This window comes from Caulobacter sp. RHG1, assembly GCF_013181195.1.
Classification (GTDB): Bacteria; Pseudomonadota; Alphaproteobacteria; order Caulobacterales; family Caulobacteraceae; genus Caulobacter.
On the sequence record NZ_SMZP01000003.1, the window covers coordinates 184,128 to 203,329 of the forward strand.

Annotated in this window: 17 protein-coding genes and 1 tRNA gene; 11 read left to right on the plus strand and 7 right to left on the minus strand. The window is 67.6% G+C overall.

The genetic code is table 11. The annotated features are described in order from the left end of the window. Positions 1 to 10: 10 nt before the first annotated feature. The 3 genes from leuB (at position 11) to E1H18_RS08550 (ending at position 4,666) form a co-directional block, all read left to right on the plus strand. The gene (gene leuB, locus E1H18_RS08540) at positions 11 to 1,063 is read left to right on the plus strand and encodes a 3-isopropylmalate dehydrogenase (protein WP_172266208.1); all 1,053 of its coding nucleotides are present in this window, start codon (positions 11 to 13) and stop codon (positions 1,061 to 1,063) included. A 121-nt stretch (positions 1,064 to 1,184) separates the two neighbouring features. Further along, positions 1,185 to 2,990 (plus strand): methyl-accepting chemotaxis protein, encoded by a 1,806-nt coding sequence (locus E1H18_RS08545; RefSeq protein ID WP_172266211.1) that lies wholly within the window; start codon positions 1,185 to 1,187, stop codon positions 2,988 to 2,990. Between the two features lie 62 nt (positions 2,991 to 3,052). After that, positions 3,053 to 4,666 (plus strand): long-chain fatty acid--CoA ligase, encoded by a 1,614-nt coding sequence (locus tag E1H18_RS08550; RefSeq protein ID WP_172266214.1) that lies wholly within the window; start codon positions 3,053 to 3,055, stop codon positions 4,664 to 4,666. Between the two features lie 15 nt (positions 4,667 to 4,681). Here E1H18_RS08550 and E1H18_RS08555 read toward each other — a convergent pair whose 3' ends face one another. Next, complete coding sequence (locus E1H18_RS08555) at positions 4,682 to 5,680, minus strand: aldo/keto reductase (protein WP_172266217.1); 999 nt, start codon at positions 5,678 to 5,680, stop codon at positions 4,682 to 4,684. A gap of 95 nt (positions 5,681 to 5,775) precedes the next feature. On the opposite strand from E1H18_RS08555, the gene E1H18_RS08560 reads away from it, so the two are divergent. Further along, positions 5,776 to 6,672, plus strand: coding sequence for a LysR family transcriptional regulator (locus E1H18_RS08560; protein WP_172266220.1), 897 nt, complete (start codon positions 5,776 to 5,778; stop codon positions 6,670 to 6,672). Positions 6,673 to 6,681: 9 nt separating this feature from the next. Here the strand turns inward: E1H18_RS08560 and E1H18_RS08565 are convergent, their stop codons facing one another. Together E1H18_RS08565 and E1H18_RS08570 are read right to left on the minus strand one after the other, a co-directional pair. Further along, on the minus strand, positions 6,682 to 7,119 hold the full coding sequence (locus E1H18_RS08565) for an acyl-CoA thioesterase (RefSeq protein WP_172266223.1): 438 nt from the start codon (positions 7,117 to 7,119) through the stop codon (positions 6,682 to 6,684). A 1-nt stretch (position 7,120) separates the two neighbouring features. Continuing rightward, the gene (locus E1H18_RS08570; RefSeq protein WP_172266226.1) at positions 7,121 to 7,390 is read right to left on the minus strand and encodes a zinc-finger domain-containing protein; all 270 of its coding nucleotides are present in this window, start codon (positions 7,388 to 7,390) and stop codon (positions 7,121 to 7,123) included. 150 nt (positions 7,391 to 7,540) lie between these two features. Between E1H18_RS08570 and E1H18_RS08575 the strand changes: the two genes are divergently transcribed. From E1H18_RS08575 to E1H18_RS08585, 3 genes are all read left to right on the plus strand, one after another. Next, positions 7,541 to 8,503: an ABC transporter ATP-binding protein gene (locus E1H18_RS08575; RefSeq protein ID WP_172266229.1), complete on the plus strand. Its 963-nt coding sequence runs from the start codon at positions 7,541 to 7,543 to the stop codon at positions 8,501 to 8,503. Between the two features lie 85 nt (positions 8,504 to 8,588). Beyond that, positions 8,589 to 9,911: an NCS2 family permease gene (locus E1H18_RS08580; protein ID WP_172266232.1), complete on the plus strand. Its 1,323-nt coding sequence runs from the start codon at positions 8,589 to 8,591 to the stop codon at positions 9,909 to 9,911. A gap of 67 nt (positions 9,912 to 9,978) precedes the next feature. Then, a tRNA-Arg gene (locus tag E1H18_RS08585) sits at positions 9,979 to 10,055 on the plus strand. A gap of 57 nt (positions 10,056 to 10,112) precedes the next feature. Here E1H18_RS08585 and E1H18_RS08590 read toward each other — a convergent pair. Then, positions 10,113 to 11,282 carry an Sb-PDE family phosphodiesterase gene (locus tag E1H18_RS08590; protein WP_172266235.1) on the minus strand — a complete coding sequence of 390 codons (1,170 nt, stop codon included), beginning with the start codon at positions 11,280 to 11,282 and terminating at the stop codon, positions 10,113 to 10,115. A 170-nt stretch (positions 11,283 to 11,452) separates the two neighbouring features. On the opposite strand from E1H18_RS08590, the gene E1H18_RS08595 reads away from it, so the two are divergent. From E1H18_RS08595 to E1H18_RS08605, 3 genes are all read left to right on the plus strand, one after another. Continuing rightward, entirely contained in the window at positions 11,453 to 12,631 is a 1,179-nt protein-coding gene (locus E1H18_RS08595) for a TetR family transcriptional regulator (protein ID WP_370526461.1), read from the plus strand. Positions 12,632 to 12,758: 127 nt separating this feature from the next. Next, positions 12,759 to 15,023 (plus strand): TonB-dependent receptor, encoded by a 2,265-nt coding sequence (locus E1H18_RS08600; RefSeq protein ID WP_172266238.1) that lies wholly within the window; start codon positions 12,759 to 12,761, stop codon positions 15,021 to 15,023. A 9-nt stretch (positions 15,024 to 15,032) separates the two neighbouring features. Next, entirely contained in the window at positions 15,033 to 16,106 is a 1,074-nt protein-coding gene (locus E1H18_RS08605) for a tyrosine-protein phosphatase (protein ID WP_172266241.1), read from the plus strand. A 79-nt stretch (positions 16,107 to 16,185) separates the two neighbouring features. Here E1H18_RS08605 and E1H18_RS08610 read toward each other — a convergent pair whose 3' ends face one another. Beyond that, positions 16,186 to 16,788: a polysaccharide biosynthesis/export family protein gene (locus E1H18_RS08610; protein WP_172266244.1), complete on the minus strand. Its 603-nt coding sequence runs from the start codon at positions 16,786 to 16,788 to the stop codon at positions 16,186 to 16,188. Positions 16,789 to 16,874: 86 nt separating this feature from the next. Further along, positions 16,875 to 17,663: a metallophosphoesterase family protein gene (locus tag E1H18_RS08615; protein WP_172266247.1), complete on the minus strand. Its 789-nt coding sequence runs from the start codon at positions 17,661 to 17,663 to the stop codon at positions 16,875 to 16,877. A 259-nt stretch (positions 17,664 to 17,922) separates the two neighbouring features. Between E1H18_RS08615 and E1H18_RS08620 the strand changes: the two genes are divergently transcribed. Beyond that, positions 17,923 to 18,744, plus strand: a complete 822-nt coding sequence (locus tag E1H18_RS08620; protein ID WP_172266250.1) for a transglutaminase-like cysteine peptidase — start codon at positions 17,923 to 17,925, stop codon at positions 18,742 to 18,744. 167 nt (positions 18,745 to 18,911) lie between these two features. Here E1H18_RS08620 and E1H18_RS08625 read toward each other — a convergent pair whose 3' ends face one another. Then, positions 18,912 to 19,064 (minus strand): hypothetical protein, encoded by a 153-nt coding sequence (locus E1H18_RS08625; RefSeq protein ID WP_172266253.1) that lies wholly within the window; start codon positions 19,062 to 19,064, stop codon positions 18,912 to 18,914. Between the last annotated feature and the right edge of the window lie 138 nt (positions 19,065 to 19,202).

Consider the following 19,202-nt stretch of genomic DNA (forward strand, 5'->3'; position numbering starts at 1 on the left):
AGAGCCTTCCATGTCCACCCTGCTCCTCCTGCCCGGCGACGGCATCGGTCCTGAAGTCTGCGCCCAGGTGCGCCGCGTGGCCGCCGCCCTCACCCCCGACCTGACGATCGAGGAAGCGCCCTACGGCGGCTCCAGCTATGACGCTCACGGTACGCCGCTGCTGGACGAGGTCCGCGACCAGGCCATCGCTAGCGACGCGGTGCTGATGGGCGCCGTCGGCGGCCCGCAGTGGGCCAACGCCCCGCGCCACCTGCGCCCGGAAGCGGGCCTGCTGAACCTGCGCAAGGCGATGAACGTCTATGCCAACCTGCGCCCGGCCTATTGTTTCGAAGCCCTGGCCGGCGCCTCCAGCCTGAAGCCGGAACTGGTCTCGGGCCTGGACATCATGTTCGTGCGCGAACTGGTCGGCGGCGTCTATTTCGGCCAGCCGCGCGGTATCGAGGACCTGGCCGACGGCCAGAAGCGCGGCTTCGACACCCAGACCTACACCACCAGCGAGATCGAGCGCGCTGGGCGCGTGGCCTTCGAGCTGGCCCGCGGCCGCAAGAACAAGGTCCACTCGGCCGAGAAGTCGAACGTGATGGAGTCAGGTCTTCTATGGAAGCAGGTGATCACCGACCTGCATGCGCGTGAGTATCCGGATGTCGAGCTCGAGCACATCCTGGCCGACAACTGCGCCATGCAGCTGGTCCGCGCGCCCAAGCAGTTCGACGTCATCGTCACCGACAACCTGTTCGGCGACATCCTGTCGGATGCGGCGGCCATGCTGACCGGCTCGCTGGGCATGCTGCCCTCGGCCGCCATCGGCGATCCTGAGAAGCCGGGCCTGTACGAGCCGATCCACGGCTCGGCCCCCGACATCGCCGGCAAGGGTCTGGCCAATCCGCTGGCCGCCATCCTGTCGTTCGAAATGGCCCTGCGCTGGTCGCTGAAGCAACCCGAAGCCGCCGACGCCCTGCTGGCCGCCGTGAAGAAGGCTCTGGACGACGGCGCCCGCACCCGCGACCTGGGCGGAAACCTTGGCACCGCCGAAATGGGCGACGCCGTTATCTCAAACCTCTAAACCCGTATCGAGTACAACGTTGTTAACATAACGTTGTTCGATTGCAACTTCACAATGAGTTCTTAAAAGTTATCCCCGAATTCCTCAGTTCATCTCACATGGCTGTGCAGGATTCGGGGATATGCGTTTTCAGGACCTCAAAATACCAGTGAAGCTGGGGATCGCCTTTTGTGCGCTCATCCTGGCCTCGGCGATCTCGTCGGGCCTCGTGTTCACCAGCCTGCAGAAGATCGACAAGGCTTCGGCCAGCGCCCAGCACACCCTGACCCTGTCCGCCCAGGGCGAGCAGATCATGACCCTGGTCCTGGAGCAGCAGAACGCCCTGCGCGGTTACGTGACCATGGGCGACCCGAAGTTCGCCACGACCTACCAGGAGTCCAAGGCCGAGTTCGACGCCGCGCTCGACGCCTTCGAGAAGAAGACCATCCTCGCCGAGCAGCGTGAACGCATCCAGACGCTGCGCGCGGCCATGGGCGAATGGCGCCAGACGATCGGCGAACCGGTCATGGCCCTGATGGCCAATCCGGAGACCGGTCGCGCCCAGGCGATCGAGCTGACCGGCCGCAAGAGCCTGTCGAAGATCCGCGCCGCCCAGAAGGACCTGATCGAGGCCGCTCGCGCTCGCGTCGCTCAGCGCCAGCAGGAGCGCGAGGACGCCCAGGCCATGGCCAACTGGTCGCTGATGATCGGCGGGGCCGTGTCCCTGGTGATCGCCGCCCTGATGGGCGGACTGCTGTCGCGCACGATCGGCGCGCCGGTCGCCGCCATGACCAAGGCCATGGGCCGTCTGGCCGCCGGCGACAACAATGTCGACGTCCCGGCCATGGGGCGCAAGGACGAGGTCGGCGAGATGGCCGACGCCGTCGCCCACTTCAAGACCGCCGCCATCGAGAAGCTGCGCGTCGAGACCGAAGCCGCCGCCCAGCGCGCCCGCGCCGAAGCCGAACGCGATCAGCACGAACGCGAGAAGGCCGCCGAGGCCGCCGCCGACGCCTTCGCCATGGACAGCCTGGCCCAGGCTCTGGACCACCTGGCCTCGGGCGACCTGACCCACCGCATCACCGCCCCGTTGGCGCCCAAGACCGAGCGCCTGAAGCGCGACTTCAACGCCGCCGCCGACCGTCTGCGCGACGTGCTGCGCGGCATCAACGGCGCCACCGGCGGCATCCACGCCGGCTCGGAAGAGATCGCCCAGGCCTCGGACGACCTGTCGCGCCGCACCGAACAACAGGCCGCCAGCCTGGAAGAGACCGCCGCCGCCCTGGACGAGATCACCGCCACCGTGCGCAAGACCGCCTCGGGCGCCATTGAGGCTTCGCAGGTCGTCGCCCAGGCGCGCGCCGGCGCCGAGCGCTCGGGTCAGATCGTCCAGCAGGCCGTCTCGGCCATGAATGAGATCGAGTCGTCCTCGACCCAGGTCAGCCAGATCATCGGCGTCATCGACGAGATCGCCTTCCAGACCAACCTGCTGGCGCTGAACGCCGGCGTCGAGGCTGCTCGCGCCGGTGAAGCCGGTCGCGGCTTCGCCGTCGTCGCTCAGGAAGTCCGGGCCCTGGCCCAGCGCTCGGCCGAGGCCGCCAAGGAGATCAAGACCCTGATCTCGACCTCGTCGCAGCAGGTCGAGGCCGGCGTCAGCCTGGTGGCCCAGACCGGCCAGGCCCTGCGCGCCATCGTCGACCAGGTCGCCTCGATCGACAGCCTGGTCAAGGAGATCGCCGCCTCGGCCCAGGAACAGTCGACCGGCCTGCATCAGGTCAATGTCGCCGTGAACCAGATGGACCAGGTCGTCCAGCAGAACGCCGCCATGGTCGAGGAAGCCACCGCCGCCACCCACTCGCTGAAAGGCGAGGCCGGCGAGCTGGCCGGACTGGTCGGCCGCTTCCGCACCGAGGAAAGCCGCCCCGGCGTCGCCTCGCGCGCCGCGTAACGCCTTCCACTGACGCCCCTTCCCGATCTAGGCTCCTCCCAACGATAAAAAGGGAGGAGCCGATGATCCCGGGGCTCATGCAGACCACGCCGCTGCTGATCAGCGGCATCCTGACCTATGCCGCCCAGGCCCACGGATCGCGTGAGGTCGTCTCAAAGCGGATCGACGAGCCTCTCTGGCGCTCGGACTATGCAGGCCTGGCCCGCCACGCCGCCCAGGCCGCCCACGCCTTGCGTCGACTTGGCGTCGAGCCCGGCGACCGGGTCACCTCCCTGGCCTGGAACACTCACCGGCATCTGGAGCTGTTCTACGCCGCGCCCGGCATCGGGGCCGTGCTGCACACGGCCAATCCGCGCCTCTCGGATGAGCAGATCGTCTACACGATCAATCATGCCGAAAGCTCGGTGCTGTTCTTCGAGCGCAATTTCGCGGCCCTGGTCGAACGGCTGGCCCCGCAACTGACCACGGTGAAGACCTTCGTCATGCTGTCGGACGCCGAGCGCACGCAAGGCGACGCCTTCAGTTACGAGACCCTGATCGCCGGCGAGCCGGAGACGGTCGACTGGCCGCTCCTCGACGAGAACGCCGGGGCCTTCCTCTGCTACACTTCGGGCACGACGGGCGACCCCAAGGGCGTACTCTATTCGCACCGCGCCGTGGTGCTGCACGCCATGGCGGGCGGCCTCAACAGCGCCTTTGGCTTCACGGCCTTCGACGTGGCCATGCCCTGCTCAAGCCTCTACCACGCCACCGCCTGGGGCGTGCCGTTCAGCGCCCCGCTGTGCGGCGCCAAACTGGTGCTGCCGGCTGACAAGATGGACGGCGCCAGCCTGCACGAGCTTATCGAGACCGAGGGCGTCACCTTCACCGGCGGCGTGCCGACCATCTGGACGATGTACCTGGACTGGCTGGAGAAGACTGGCCGTACGCCCGAGACGCTGAAGCGGGTCGTGATAGGCGGCAGCGCCGTGCCGCGCGCCATGGCCGAGGCGTTCAAGCGCCGCCACGGCGTCCAGGTGCTGCAGATCTGGGGCATGACCGAGACCTGCCCGATCGGCGTCGTCGCCACCCCCACGCCCGCCCTCGCCGCCTTGGGCGAAGAGGCCATGGACGAAGCGATCTGGACCCGCCAGGGCCGGCTGCAGTTCGGCATCGAACTGCGTATCGAGACCGAGGACGGCCAGGAGGCGCCCTGGGACGGCGAGACCTCCGGCGCCCTGCTGGTCCGCGGCCCCTGGGTGGTGCGGCGCTATTTCCGCAAGGACGAGGACGCCGCTCGCGCCGACGGCTGGTTCGACACCGGCGACATCGCCACGCTCGACGCCAACGGCTTCATGCGCATCACCGACCGCCAGAAGGACGTCATCAAGTCGGGCGGCGAGTGGATCAGCTCGATCGACCTGGAAAACGTCGCCGCGGGCTGCCCGGGCGTGAAGGTCGCCGCCGTGGTCGGGGTGCCGCATCCCAAGTGGGAGGAACGCCCCCTGCTGGTCATCGAAGCCCATGACGGCGCCGACGTCAGCAAGGCCGCCGTGCTCGACTACCTGGCGCCCCGCATCGTCAAATGGTGGACGCCCGACGACGTGGTCTTCGCCACCGTGCCGCTGACCGCCACGGGCAAGATCGACAAGAAGGTCCTGCGCGAGGCCTGGCGGGAGCACTTGAGCGGCCTCTAGCGCTCCCGCCGCCCGTCAGCGCTCGCTGTCCAGATGCGCCATCATCGCCTGGGCGTAGCGCGTGCCGGCCACGGCGTCTTGCGGCACGGCGGCCTCGATGGCGGCCAGGTCTTCCGCCGTCAGATCGACGGTCGGCGCCCCCAGGGCCTCGGTCAGGCGATCCCGGCGGCGGGCGCCGATCAGCGGCACGATGTCGTCGCCGCGCGAAGCGACCCAGGCGATGGCGGCCTGGGCCGTCGTCACACCCTTGGCTTCGGCGACGTCGCGCAGGGCCTCGACCAGCTTGAGGTTGGCGTCGAGGTTCTCGCCCTGGAACCTTGGGCTGAAAGCGCGGAAGTCACGGCCCACGCCTTCCGAGCGCTGTTTGCTCCAGTGGCCGCTGATCAAGCCGCGCGACAGCACGCCATAGGCGGTCATGCCGATGCCCAGCTCGCGCAGGGTCGGCAGGATCTCGGCCTCGACGCCGCGCGAGACCAGCGAGTATTCGATCTGCAGGTCGACGATCGGCGCGATCTTGGCGGCGCGACGGATGGTGTCGGCGCCCACTTCCGACAGGCCGATGTGGCGGACATAGCCAGCCTGGACCATCTCGGCGATGGCGCCGATGGTGTCCTCGATCGGCACGTCCGGGTCCAGGCGGGCCGGGCGATAGATGTCGATGTGGTCGACGCCCAGGCGCTTGAGGCTATAGGCCAGGAAGTTCTTGATGGCGCTGGGTCGCCCGTCATAGCCGAGGAAGCCGCCGGCCGGATCGCGCAGGGCGCCGGTCTTGACGCTGATGACCAGCTGGTCGCGTTTGTGGCGCTTCAGCGCCTCGCCGATCAGCATCTCGTTGTGGCCCATGCCGTAGAAATCGCCGGTGTCGATCAGGGTGATCCCCGCCTCGACCGCGGCGTCGAAGGCCGCCAGGCTCTCGGCACGGTCGCTGGGGCCGTACATGTCCGACATGCCCATGCAGCCCAGGCCGAAGGCCGAAACGACGGGTCCGGTCTTGCCCAGTTGATGCGTCTTCATTGGATGTCTCCGTCTCTGGTGCGAAGGGTTATGCGCCCAGGCGCATCGTGCGATAATCCGAGGAAGTTCGCACGACCCGTTTGGATATCCGCACAATGCAGCAGGCCGACTTCGCCGATCTCGACGCCTTCACGGCCGTGGCCCGGGCGCGGGGCTTTCGGGCCGCCGCCGCCCTGCGCAGCGTCTCAGCCTCGTCGCTGAGCGAGGCGGTGCGCCGGCTGGAGACTCGGCTGGGTGTGCGACTGCTGAACCGCACCACGCGCAGCGTCACCCCCACCGAGGCCGGCCAGAAGCTGTTGGACCGGCTCTCCCCCGCCCTGGCCGACGTCGCTCTGGCTCTGGACGAGGTCAACGCCTTCCGCGACAGCCCGACGGGGACTCTGCGGCTCAACGTGCCCGGCATCGTGGCCAAGGCGATCCTGCCGCGCATCCTGCCCCGGTTCCTGGAGCAGCATCCGGGGGTCAGCGTCGAGGTCACAGCCGACGACGCCTTCATCGACGTGCTGGCGGCCGGCTTCGACGCGGGGGTGCGCTACGACGAGAGCCTGGAGAAGGACATGATCGCCGTGCCGCTGGCAGGACCTCAACGGTTCGTGCTGGTCGGCTCGCCAGCCTATTTCGCGACGCACGGCCGGCCCGCTCACCCCCGCGAGGTGCTGGACCACGCCTGCATCCGCCACCGCTTCGCGCACGGCTCGTCGTATCCCTGGGAGTTCGAAAAGGACGGCGAAGCGGTGCGGATCAATCCGCCCGGCCGCCTGACCTCGACTCATATTGACCTGGAGCTGGCGGCCTGCGAGGCGGGCGTGGGCCTGATGGCCACCTTCGAGGACTTCGTCGCGCCGTCGCTGGCGGCGGGCCGGCTGGAGACCGTGCTGGACGACTGGTTGCCGCCGTTCACTGGGCCGTATCTCTACTATGCCAGTCGCCGCCACATGCCCGCGCCGCTGCGGGCGTTCGTGGACTTCGTGAAGGCCGAGCGCCTGGCCTGAAGGACCGGCCTAGAAGACCGGGAGCGGCCGCGGCTTGCGGTCTTCGCCGATGGCCACGAAGGTGAAGACGCCTTCGGTGACCTTGTGAGCCTGCTCGGCGTCGCGGCGGCGGCGCCAGGCCTCGACCTGGACCTTCAGCGACGTGCGGCCGGTGTGGATCACACGCGCGAACAGGCTGACCTCGTCGCCGACGAACACCGGGCTGATGAAGGTCATGCCGTCGACGGCGATCGTCGCGCAGCGGCCGGCGGCGCGGTGGAAGGCGATCGAGGCCGCGGCCAAGTCCATCTGCGAGAGCAGCCAGCCGCCGAAGATGTCGCCTTCGGGGTTGGTGTCGGACGGCATGGCGATGGCGCGCAGCACCGGCGCCTCGTGCGGCCACTCGGCCTTTTCCCACGCCTTGGCGAGGGTCTCGGCCCGCTGGGCCGTCGGAACCGTGTCGCTCAAGCTAGTGACCGCCAGCGCCTTCGTAGACGCCCGGCGCCAGGATCTCGTTCTCGTCGCCCTCGGCCGTGGCGGCCACGAAACGGCGGTCGCAGTACGAGCAGTCGACGAAGCCCGCCGCGCCCATCTCCAGCCACACGCGCGGATGGCCCAGCGCGCCGCCGACGCCGTCGCAGGCGATGCGGTGCGAGCGGACCGAGATCGTTTCCGGCGCGGGGCCGGCGATCGCGGCGATATCCATCGCCGTCGGGGCGGTGGCGGGGGTCTTGGCCATCTTGGGAAGTCCTTGATTTCGGAACGCGGCCTTGGCGCGGGCGCGAACGAGGCATACCTATGCGACGCCGAAAGGCGCCGTCAATCAAAGGGGCGCCCAATAGGCCGTTTCCGCGCCGTCATGTCGCCGTTTGCCCATCTTGGAATGCCCATGGACCTGCCCGCCTACGCCATCGAAGCCGAAGGCCTGTACAAGACCTATGCCGGGACCAAGACCTCGCCGGAGAAGCGGGCGCTGAACGGCATCGACCTGAAGATCCCGCGCGGCTCGATCTTCGGCCTGCTGGGTCCCAACGGCGCGGGCAAGTCGACGTTCATCAACATCCTGGCCGGGCTGGTGCGCAAGAGCTCGGGAACGGTGAAGATCTGGGACCGCGACATCGACCTGCGGCCGCGCGACGCGCGCGCCGCCATCGGCGTAGTGCCGCAGGAACTGGCCGCCGACGTCTTCTTCACCCCGCGCGAGTCGCTGGAGGTGCAGGCCGGCTTCTACGGCGTGCCCAAGAACGAGCGCCGCACCGACGAGCTGCTGAACGCCCTGGGCCTGGGCGACAAGGCCAACGCCTATGTCCGTCAGCTGTCGGGCGGCATGAAGCGCCGCCTGATGGTCGCCAAAGCCATGGTCCACCAGCCTCCGGTGCTGATCCTCGACGAGCCCACCGCCGGCGTCGATGTCGAGCTGCGCCGCCAGCTCTGGCAGTACGTCACGGGCCTGAACGAGCTGGGCGTCACCATCGTCCTAACCACCCACTATCTGGAAGAAGCCCAGGAGCTGTGCGACCAGATCGCCATCGTCAACCGGGGTGAAGTGGTCGCTTGCGAGCCCACCGCGACCCTGCTGAAGCGGATGGACAGCCGCAACGTCGTGGTCACGCCGGAAGACCCCGTCACGACCGCCCCGGCCCTGGCCGGCTTCGACACCAAGCTGCGCAACGGCGGAGCGTTCCAGGTCAGCTATCGCACGGGTCAGTCCAGCGTCGAGCAGGTGCTGGCCGCCGTGCGCGCCAGCGGCGTCCACATCAAGGATATCGCCACCGAGGATCCGGACCTGGAAGACGTCTTCCTGGCCCTGACCTATGGCGACCCGAACGCGGCCGACCCGACCAAAGACTGACGTTCTTTACTTGCTTCCGGAGAGGCCCGCCGCCAACACTCCCGCTTCGCAAAACCTTGGTGGTTTGGGGACGGGGGTCGCGGCGATGGGTTTCCTGGAAAAGCAGTTCGGCCTGGCGGCCCAGGGCACGACGGTGCGCACCGAGGTGCTGGCCGGCTTCACCACCTTCCTGACCATGGCCTATATCGTGATCGTCAACCCGACGATCCTGGGCCAGGCCGGCATGCCCGTGGCCGCCGTGGCCGCGGCCACCTGCCTGGCGGCCGGCCTCGGCAGCATCCTGATGGGGCTGATCGCCAACTACCCGATCGCCCTGGCCCCCGGCATGGGGCTGAACGCCTATTTCACCTACACCGTCGTGATCGGCATGGGCCTGCCCTGGCAGACGGCGCTGGGCTGCGTGTTCCTGTCGGGCATCGCCTTCCTCATCCTGACCGTGGCGGGCATCCGGCAGCTGATCGTCGGCGCCATTCCCCGCCCGCTGTTCTCGGCCATTGCGGCAGGCATCGGCCTCTTCATCGCCTTCATCGGCTTCAAGGAAGCCGGCATCATCGTGCCCAACCCCGCCACTACCGTGGCTCTGGGCGACCTGACCAAGCCGACGGCGGCCCTGGCCATCCTGGGTTTCGTGGTCATGGCGGGCCTGATGGTCTGGCGGGTAAAAGGCGCGATCCTGATCGGCATCCTGGTCGCCGCCGTCGCCGCCTGGGCCCTGGGCCTGGCCAAGTTCACGCCCGGCGACTACGGCTTGGCCGCCCTCTCCGCCACCGCCTTCAAGCTGGACGTTCCCGCCGCCCTGCACCTGAACGGGGCGATGGGGATGGCCTTGGCCGAGGTGGTCTTCGTCTTCCTGTTCGTCGACCTGTTCGACAATGTCGGCACCCTGGTCGCGGTGACCAAGAAGGCCGGCCTCGTCCAGCCCGACGGCACGATCCCGCGCCTGAACCGCATCCTGACCGCCGACAGCATCGCCACCATCGGCGGCTCGCTGGCCGGCACCTCGACCGTGGTCAGCTATATCGAGAGCGCCTCGGGCGTCGCCGCCGGCGGCCGCACCGGCCTGACCGCCATCGTCGTGGGCCTCCTCTTCCTGGCCACCCTGTTCTTCGCGCCCTGGGTCCAGGCCATCCCGGCCGCCGCCACCGCCCCGGCCTTGATCATCGTCGGCTCGATGATGCTGGGCGCCCTGACCGACATCGACTGGGACGATCCCGGCGTGGCCATCCCGGCCTTCCTGACCGTCATCGCCATCCCGTTGACCTTCTCGATCGCCAACGGCCTGGCCTTCGGCATCACCGCCTATGCGGGCCTGGCCCTGCTGCGCGGCCAAGCCAAACCCAAGGACTGGCTGCTCTTCGTCCTGGCTGGCCTGTTCGTGATCCGCTTCGTCTATATGAGCGCCGGCTAGGCGCTCGAAGCCGTTTGCGCCCGCGCCGCCTTTCGGCTAAGAGGCGCTTCCGCTCTCAAGGCGGCATGCACCCGTAGCTCAGCTGGATAGAGTGTCGCCCTCCGAAGGCGAAGGTCACAGGTTCGAATCCTGTCGGGTGCGCCATTCTCGGAAAATCATCACTGAAACCGTCCGGATCTTCCGAGATCCTGGCCTGACGCCTCAACGCAAGGTCAGCGCCAGGTTGGTGCGCGGGTCGATGAAGGCGTTCAGCACCTCTGCTCGCGGCGCGAACCCGGCCATGTCGGCGATGTTGACGAACTGGACCGTCAGCTTGCCGTGCGCTGGAACGGTGACGACCCGCGGCGAGGTCAGCGGCGCGGCGGAGGTGAAGCGCAGCTGCAGCGGCATGAAGGCGTCGTTGGCCAGCTCGATCTCGACGATGTCCTTGGCCAGGAAGCTCTCGGCCCGCTTGCGGCTGGCGATGCGCAGGGCCCCGCCCACGATCTCCGACAGCTCGCGCTCACGGCCGTAGAGACTCTGGCGGAAGATCGCCGCCGTGCGCTTCCGAGCCAGGGCCTCGCGGATGGCCGGCAGCGAACCATCCTTGGCCAGGACCAGGGTGGCGGTGCGGTGCTGGCCCTCCGGGATCTGCGAGTCGACGTCGATGGCGGTATGGACGTCCGAGGCCCCGATCACCGCCAGACCGTTCTTCAGCGCCACGTCGAAGGCGGCGGCCGAGTACTGCAGGCTGTTGGCGATCTCCATGGCGTCCAACAGGCCCTCGCTCAGCAGGGCGCCATGGCCGGCCGGCATCTGGTCGGCGGCGACGCCCTCCAGGCCCGGGAACACCCAGGCGTGGTTCCAGATGATGAAGGCGCCCTGGGCGCGGGCCGCCTTCAACGCTGCGCGCGGATCGCCCTTCATGGTCTCGTCGACCGGCAGGGCGTTGGCGTTCGCCAAGAACAGGGCGTTGAAGTGGCCCCAGGGCAGGTCGCGGGTGATCTCGGTCCCGGGGATGGGCTGGGTGCGCGAACCGATCCGCTTGGCCTCCTCGGCTGCGATCGCGAACGGACGGTTGTGGTCGTCGACGCGGATGTCGGCATTGTAGCGCTGATAGTCGAGGTGGTCGGTCACCGCATAGGCGGCCAGATGGTCCTGCTCGGCCTCCCACAGGCGGAAGGTCGGCCAGACCACCCCGTCGCTGAACGAGGTGTGGGTGTGGGTGTCGATGGCCAGCACCTGTTCGCCCTTGGCCGTAGCCGGGAAGTCGATGCGACGGGCGCCGTCGGCGCGGGTCCAGGTCCGCTCGGGCGCGGTCTGAGCCGCACCCGACTGAGCGGACAGAAGTGCGGCGACCGCGACGGCGGCGGCGAGAGACGCTTTCAGCATGCAGGGGGCCTTTCGCAAGCGGAGCGAGGAAGTCGAGGCGACCCTCTAGCGGCGAAGCATGACGGCAACACGACAGTTGTACGGATTTCATTCGCCGTTTTTAGGGTGGAAATTCATCCTGTACATACTAATGTCCGGCGACTGCCTATTCGCTAGCCCATGGACTTTCCGTGCCTGATCGTCTCGACCTGCGGCCCGTTCTCCATGCGGCCATGACCCTGGTGGCGGCCGATGGCCTCAGGGGCCTGAGCCTGCGGCCGCTGGCCGAACAGCTGGGCCAGACGGTCTCGGCCCTGACCCATCGCTTCGGCCTGAAGGACGAGCTGCTGAACGCCCTGATCGAGGCGGCGATCGCTCAGGACGGCGCGTTCCTGGATCGCTGGCTGGCGCGGATCCAGGCCCTGGAGGTCCGTGACGGCGCGACCATGGCCGAGATCGCCGACGCGGTTCTATGCGATCTGGCCGGCCCCGAGGCCCTGCGCACGCGGTTCTATTGCGAGCTGCTGCAAGGCGTGGTGTCGCGGCCGGAGCTGGCCCCGGCGGTGGCGGCCTGGTCGGCGCGTCGCCTGGACTTCTGGCGCGCGGCGACCGCCAGTCTCGGCCGGGCCGAACTGGACGAGGTGCTGCACGCCTTCAGCATCGGCGACGCGACCTACAGCCTCGCGCTCCATGACGTGGCGGCCTATCGCTGGCTGCGCCGGCTGAACCTGCGCCGACTGTGCTGTGGCCTGATCGCGCGCGATAATACCCAGGACCTTCGGCAGCATCAGGTGTTTCGCGAGGCCCTGGGCGAACTGCTGGAGGATCCCGGCCGGCCGACCCCGCCGCCGTTGACCGAATGGCAGGCCAAGGCCGCGCCGCACATCTCGGCGCTGATCATCGCCGAGGGCGCCGACGCAGTGACCCATCGGGCGATCGCCGCGCGCGCGGGCCTCGCCAACTCGACCCTGGCCTATCACTTTCCGCGCCAGGAGGACCTGCTGCGGGCCGGGGCCGCCGACATGGTCGCGCGCTCACGCCAGGCCACCGCCGCGCCCGCGCGCGAATCCGACTTCCAGCTGACGGCGATCCAGAGCGCCCGCGCCACCTTCGCCCTGGCGCTGATCGCCGCTCGCCTGCCCGGACTGAAGGCCGTAGCGGCCGACCTGCGCGGGCGGCGCGGCGAGAACTATGTCGGCGTGCTGGAGCGCGAGATGGGCGAGCGCGTGTTCGATGTCGTGGCCACCCAGGCCCTGTCGCTGACCGGCATGGGACGGATGATGCTGGACGCCGTCATGGACCCGGCCGTCAGCGACGCCGGCTTCAAGCTCAGCGAGCGCATGCGCGCCGCAGCCCTGGCCGAACGCTGACGAAATTTTCGTACAATCGTACTTTTTAGCCGTTTATACGGATTATTTTTCCGTACACTCGTAACGCAATCGTCGCAAACCACTGATACTGGCTCCGCCCGAGTTCACAACTTCGGGGATTTGGACCATGTCCACGCTTCATCGCCTTCGCGCCGCCCTGCTCGCCGGCGCCGCCCTCAGCGGCCTCTCGTTCGTACAGGCGTACGCCGCCGACGCGCCGCCGGCGCCGACAACCCAGCTGGACGCCATCGTCGTCACCGCCCAGCGCCGCGTCGAGCGCCTGCAGGACGTGCCGGTGTCGATCAATTCGGTCAGCGCCCAGGCGCTGGAGCAGTCCAACTTCCGCTCGGTGACCGATCTGCAGTATCTGGTTCCGGGCGTGCAGTTCGACCCGACCAACGGTTCAGCCTTCCAGATTCGCGGCGTCGGCAGCACCTCGTGGGACTTCTCGAACGAGAAGTCGGTCAGCCTGGTCGTCGACGACGTCGTCATGGACGCCCAGCGCGACAACGGCCTGACCGGCCTGGCCGACATCCAGCAGATCGACGTGCTGATGGGCCCGCAAGGCACGCTGTTCGGCAAGAACGCCACCTCGGGCGTCATCGCCGTGACCACGGCCAAGCCGGTGCTGGGTCAGTTCTCGGCCAAGGGCGACGCCAGCTACGGCGAGCGCGAGGACCGGGCGACCAACCTGGTCGTCAACATCCCACTGGGCGACAAGGTCGCGCTGCGGGTGTCGGGGTTCAGCCAGGGTCAGGACGGCCCCGGCCGCTACACCGTGCTGAACCAGTCGCTGAACGCCTTCAAGGAGCACGGCTATCGCGCCAAGCTGCTGCTGGCGCCCAACGATCGCGTCGAGCTGGTCTACCTGACCGACTACCAGCGCCACTGGGACAACAACAACCGCACCACGGTCTCGGGCGGCTCGGCCTTCTTCACCGCCCTGCAGATCGCCAATGGCGTCACGCCCAGCCTGAAGAACGACGACAACGCCGACGACAAGATGGGCAGCGCCAAGAACACCAGCTGGGGCCACACGCTGCGGGGCCAGGTCCAGGTCGGCCAAGACACCCTGACCTCGATCACCGCCTATCGCGACACCCGCTTCATCGGCGACGGGCCGGGCAACTTCGCGCCAAGCGACCAGTGGGCCTTCAACCCCTTCAATCAGGGCACGCTGAAGACCTGGAAGTTCAGCCAGGAACTGCGCTGGGCCTCGCCGACTGGCGGTTTCGTGGAGTATCTGGCCGGTCTGTTCTACAACCGGCTGGATCAGGACTCGACGCAGATCCAGTGGGTGACGTTCGGCGCGCCGCTGGTCTCGCCGACTGGCGTGAAGCTGACCAACCTGTCCACCACCACCGGCGTCGTGGGCAATCCCGGGAACGCCACGCGCTTCCGCACCACCAATGTCAGCGCCGCCGCCTTCGGCCAGCTGAAGGTCAACCTGACCGAACAGCTCAGCCTGTCGGCCGGCGCGCGCTACACCCGTGACGAGAACAGCCAGTCGCTGGGTTTCTTCTGGAAGGACCCCGTGCCCGTGACGGGCGTGGCCATGACCTTCACGCCCACCGGCAGAGCGCCGCTGCAGTCCTACGGCAAGATCAAGGGCGAGAACCTCTCGTATCGTCTGGCCGCCCAGTACAAGCTGAACGACGACGCCTTGGCCTATGTCAGCTACGCCACGGGCTATAAGCCGGGCGGCGTGGCCTTCGTCGGCAACAACTACTCGCCCTATGCCGACGAGACGGTGAAGAACATCGAGGCCGGCTTCAAGTCCGAGCTGTTCCAGCGCCGCGTGCGCCTGAACGTGGCGGTCTTCCAGTCGAAGTTCACCGACTTCCAGACCTCGCTGCTGACCTTCGTGCCGGGTAATCCGGTACCCGTGATCGCCACCGGCAACGCCGGCGGCCTGCGCACCCGCGGCGTGGAGAGCACCTTCGCTTGGCGCGCCGCCCAAGGCCTGACCCTGCACGGCGGCCTCTCCTATGTCGACGCCACCTTCACCGACTACATCTACAACCCCACCACCGACTACAGCGGCACCTCGCTGGCCAATGCGCCCAAATGGCAGGGCTCGCTCGGCGCCAACTACGACCGCGAGGTCGGGACGGTGCGCCTGCGCGCCAGCCTGGACTACGCCTATCGCACCCGCGTTTGGTCGCAGATCGGTGAACGTCCCAACACCGAAATCCCGGGCTTCGGCATCGCCAACGGCCGGGTCAGCGTCTCGCCGTTGGGCAGCAGCTTCGAGGTCGGCCTCTACGGGCGCAACCTGCTGGACAAGTACTTCTCCACCGCCTTCGAGCAGTACAGCACCATGAGCCTGACCCATCGCATCTCGCGCGATGCGCACCGCACGGTCGGGGTCTTCGCCAAGTACGCGTTCTAGGGCTGGGCCGTGGATCGTCGCCTCTTTCTCACAGCGGCCGGGGCTTTCGCCCTGGCCGCGGCCGACCGGGTCGCCACGCCGCTGGACGCCAAGGTCGTCCGCACCCGCCCCGACGCCATCCGCCTGGACTGGAGCGGAGCCGGCGCGGTCTCGGTGCTGGCCTCCGCCGATCCGGCGGCGCACAAGGCGGCGATGCGGCCTCTGGCGAGCGCCAGCGGCGGCTCGGCCGTCCTGGCGGCGCCGATCGCCCCACGACCCTACTTCCTGGTCGTCGCTGCAAACGGCCGCCAGATCCGCGTCGCCGAGCGCCTGCTGCCTCTGGAAGGCGGTCGCAACTTCCGCGACCTGGGCGGCTGGCGCGCCGCCGACGGCCGGCAGGTGAGGTGGGGAAAGATCTATCGCTCCGGCGCGATGAGCGGCCTGACCCTGGCAGATCTGGCCTATCTGCGCAGGCTGGGCCTCACCGCGATCTGCGATCTGCGCAGTCCGCCCGAGCGCGAGACCGAGCCCAACCCCTTCCTCAAGGTCCCAGGCCCGACGGTTATCGCCAAGGGCTACGACATGGCCGCGGCAGGCGACGGCCTGACGAAGATGACCACGCGAGAGCAGGCCATACAGGGCTTCGCCGAGGCCTATGTCGGCCTGCTGGAGCCGCTGGCGCCGCACTATGCCGACCTGCTTGCCCGGCTTGTCGCCGATAGGGGCCCACTGGCCTTCAACTGCAGCGCTGGCAAGGACCGTACCGGATTGGCCTCAGCCTTGATCCTGTCGGTGCTGGGCGTTCCGCGCGAGACCGTGATCGCCGACTACGCCTTGAGCCAGGCCTACGCCCCGCCCTCCCGCTATCTCGAGCAGATGGCGCGCGGCGAGGTCCTGGCCGGCTTCTCACGCCAGCAGTCCCTGGCGCTGGCCAAGCTGCCTGCAGAGGTGCTGGAGGTCATTCTCGGCTCGGAGCCGGAGGTCATGCGGCGCGCCCTGGCGCTGATCGATGCACGGTTCGGGAGCCCGATCGCCTTGGCCAAGTCACGCCTTGGCCTGGCGGACAGTCAGATCGCCGGCCTGCGCCGCACCTACCTCTACTGAGTTCCCTAAGCGCCCCAACGACAAAGGCCCGGCGGATCGCTCCGCCGGGCCTTTTCCGTACTTGCCGCCTGGCCTGCGGCTAGAAGAAGCGCTCGCCGATACGGATGGTGTCGCCCGGGGCGACCACGATCGAGGGCGTCAGCTCGCCCTTCACTTCCGAGGTCTCGCCGTTGTGCTTGATCCAGACGGTGCGCTTGTCGGCGCGGTAGGTGAAGCCGCCGGCGGTGGCCACGGCGTTCAGGACCGTCAGGCCCGAGGTGTAGGGATAGGTGCCGGGCTTTTCGACTTCACCCAGGATGTAGAAAGGACGGAAGGTCAGGACCTCGGCGCTGACGCGCGGATCCTTCAGATAGCCGTCGCTGAGGGCCTTCTGCACGGCCGACTGGAACTGACCCAGGGTCATGCCGCCAGCCCGGATCTCGCCGATCAGCGGCAGGGACATCACGCCGCTGCCCGAGATGAAGAACTCGCCCGACAGCGAGGGCTCGCCATAGACCGTCACCCGCACCTTGTCGGCCGGGCCGAGCAGGTAGTCAGCCGGCTGCGCCGCGGCGCTGACCGGCGTATTGCCGATCGCCGCCTGTTGAGCGCGCGCGGGATTTGCGACGGCGACGCCGAGCATGACGCACGCAGCTAGCAGCATCATCGCAAAGGCGCGCGAAAGTTTCGAAACACCGATCATGGCGAAGCTTCTCATCCTGACAGGAACCAGACCCGGAAGTTGAATTGCCACATCGCACGTGACCGCGAGATGAACAAGGCAAAGCCTTAGGCGGCGCGCGCTTTACTGAACTGAATGATCTTGGGCTCACCGCCGTCAAGTCTAACGGCGGTCAGGACGCCGGTCGCATAGGCGCCGGTGTCGACGTTGATGCGCTGGCGCCCGATGAACACCTCTTCGGTCGGCGTATGGCCGTGAACCACCGTGGCCTTCAGCCCGTGCGGATTGTCGAGGAACTCGTTGCGGATCCACAGCAGATCGGCGGCGACCTGGCGCTCCAGCGGCTGGCCGGGCTTCACCCCCGCATGGACGAAGACGTAGTCACCGTAGACGACCATCAGCTCCAGCTGCCGCAGGAAAGTCTCGTGGGCCGGCGGGAAGGCGGCGCGGAAGGCTTGGCGCGTCTGCTCCCACACTTCGGGCTCGGCGCGTCCCACGGGCCGCTGCACGCCATAGGAGGCCATGGTTTCGCCGCCGCCGTATTCCACCCACGACGGGCCAGCCATCGGATCGTCCAGGAAGTGCAGCAAGGTCTCTTCGTGATTGCCCATCAGGGCGCGGAACTCGAAGTGGCCATCCTGGGACTGGCCACGCAAGGCGATCAGGCGGTCGATGACCGCCGAGGACTGGGCGCCGCGATCGACATAGTCGCCCAGCATGATCAGCACCGGCTTGTCCTGACGCCCCAAGGCCTGGAAGTCGTCGGTCATCCGCGCAATCAGGCCGTCCAGCAGGTCCAGCCGGCCATGGACATCGCCGACAGCGTAAACCACGCGCCCCTCGGTGGAGGCCGCCTTGCGAGTCTGTTGCTTGGGACGGAACAGGGACTTGAACATCACGCTCGCCAGGATGGCGACGTCGCGCCGGGACCAGTTCCTCGATTTTGCCTGAGATGACGACGTAGTTCAACGTCGCTCTTGAGTATTAACCTTTAATTTAGCACGATCATTCTTGGCAAATTTACCAAGTAAATTAGGCCGTCATTTGAGTTAATTCCAGAATTACCATTCCACAATACTTGAATTAAACCATCTAAATTCAGCTCAAATTGGCAGCGCGAATGAATACTGACCCCACGAACACAGCGGGGTCGTCATGTTCCAGACGCGCAAGATTGTTATCGGAGTCATCAGCGCCGCCGCGATGATGATCGGCGCCAGCGCCCAGGCGGGCAGCATGCCGTTTCAGCCGCGCGGCGAGGGTGTGGGCGCTCCGGCGGGCTTCGCCGACCTGTGCCGCCGCGACGTGCAGACCTGCGGCCTGCCGACCGGCCAACTGGCCTTGATGGGCATTTCCGCGCCGGCCAGCCTGACGCCGACCTCGTCGATTGGCTCGACCGCCCAGCAGCGGTTCGACGCCGCCATGGCGGGCGTCGTGCAGGATGAAGACGATCAACGCTTCATCGCCGTCGAAAAGGTCGAGGCGTTCACCTTTGCCGACATCGAGGATTTCGTGCCGGCGGGCCAGCTGCGTCCGATGGCCGCGCCCGTCCTCGAAGTTGCGCCCACGACCAGCCAATGGGCCGCCCGCGCCGAGCGTGAACAGCTGAAGCTGCTGAACCTCGTCAATCAGTCGGTCAATCGCGAGGTCAAGAAGGCCAGCGACATGGACCTCTATGGCATGCCCGAATACTGGTCGCTGCCGCGCGTCATCGACGGCAAGAAGTACGGCGACTGCGAAGACTATGCGCTGGAGAAGCGCCGCCAGCTGATCGCTGCCGGCGTGCCGGAAAGCGCCCTGTCGCTGGCCGTCGCCGTTACCGCCCGCGGCGAAAGCCACGCCGTGCTGATGATCTCGCTGAAGACCGGCGACTGGGTGCTGGACAATCTGACTCCCTGGGCCACGCCGTGGGAAGACCTGAACTACCGCTGGGTTCAGCGCCAGGTTCCCGGCACCGCCCTGTGGACGACCGCCTGATCCCGTCGAGACGATCCTTCAGAACACAAAAGGCCCCGGACAGATGTCCGGGGCCTTTTTCGTGTCTGGCCGCCGCGTTGTGGCCCATCTCGAGCCCATACGTTTACGGCCCGCTCCTGGCTGGGAGCGGGCCGTAAAGGCGTCAGCTTTTTGGGACGATCGCGTTCTTAGAGGAGGTGCGAGACCGTCAAGGCCAGAGCCGCCCAGAGACCGGCGGACACGACCGCGCCCAGGCCCAGGCCCAGCAGCGGCGCCATGCGCTTGCCGCGCGACGGTGCGGCGGCGTCAACAGAGACGAAGGTCATTTCGGCGTCGATCATCGATCTCACTCCTGATGAGACTGATGTATCGCGACGCCGCTAATCGCTGATGAAATAACAGAGTCTATTTCCTATTAAGGATATCCAGGGTTGTTCTCGCTTTTTCCGCGCGACGCTTTCGAATGTTTGGAGTAGCGT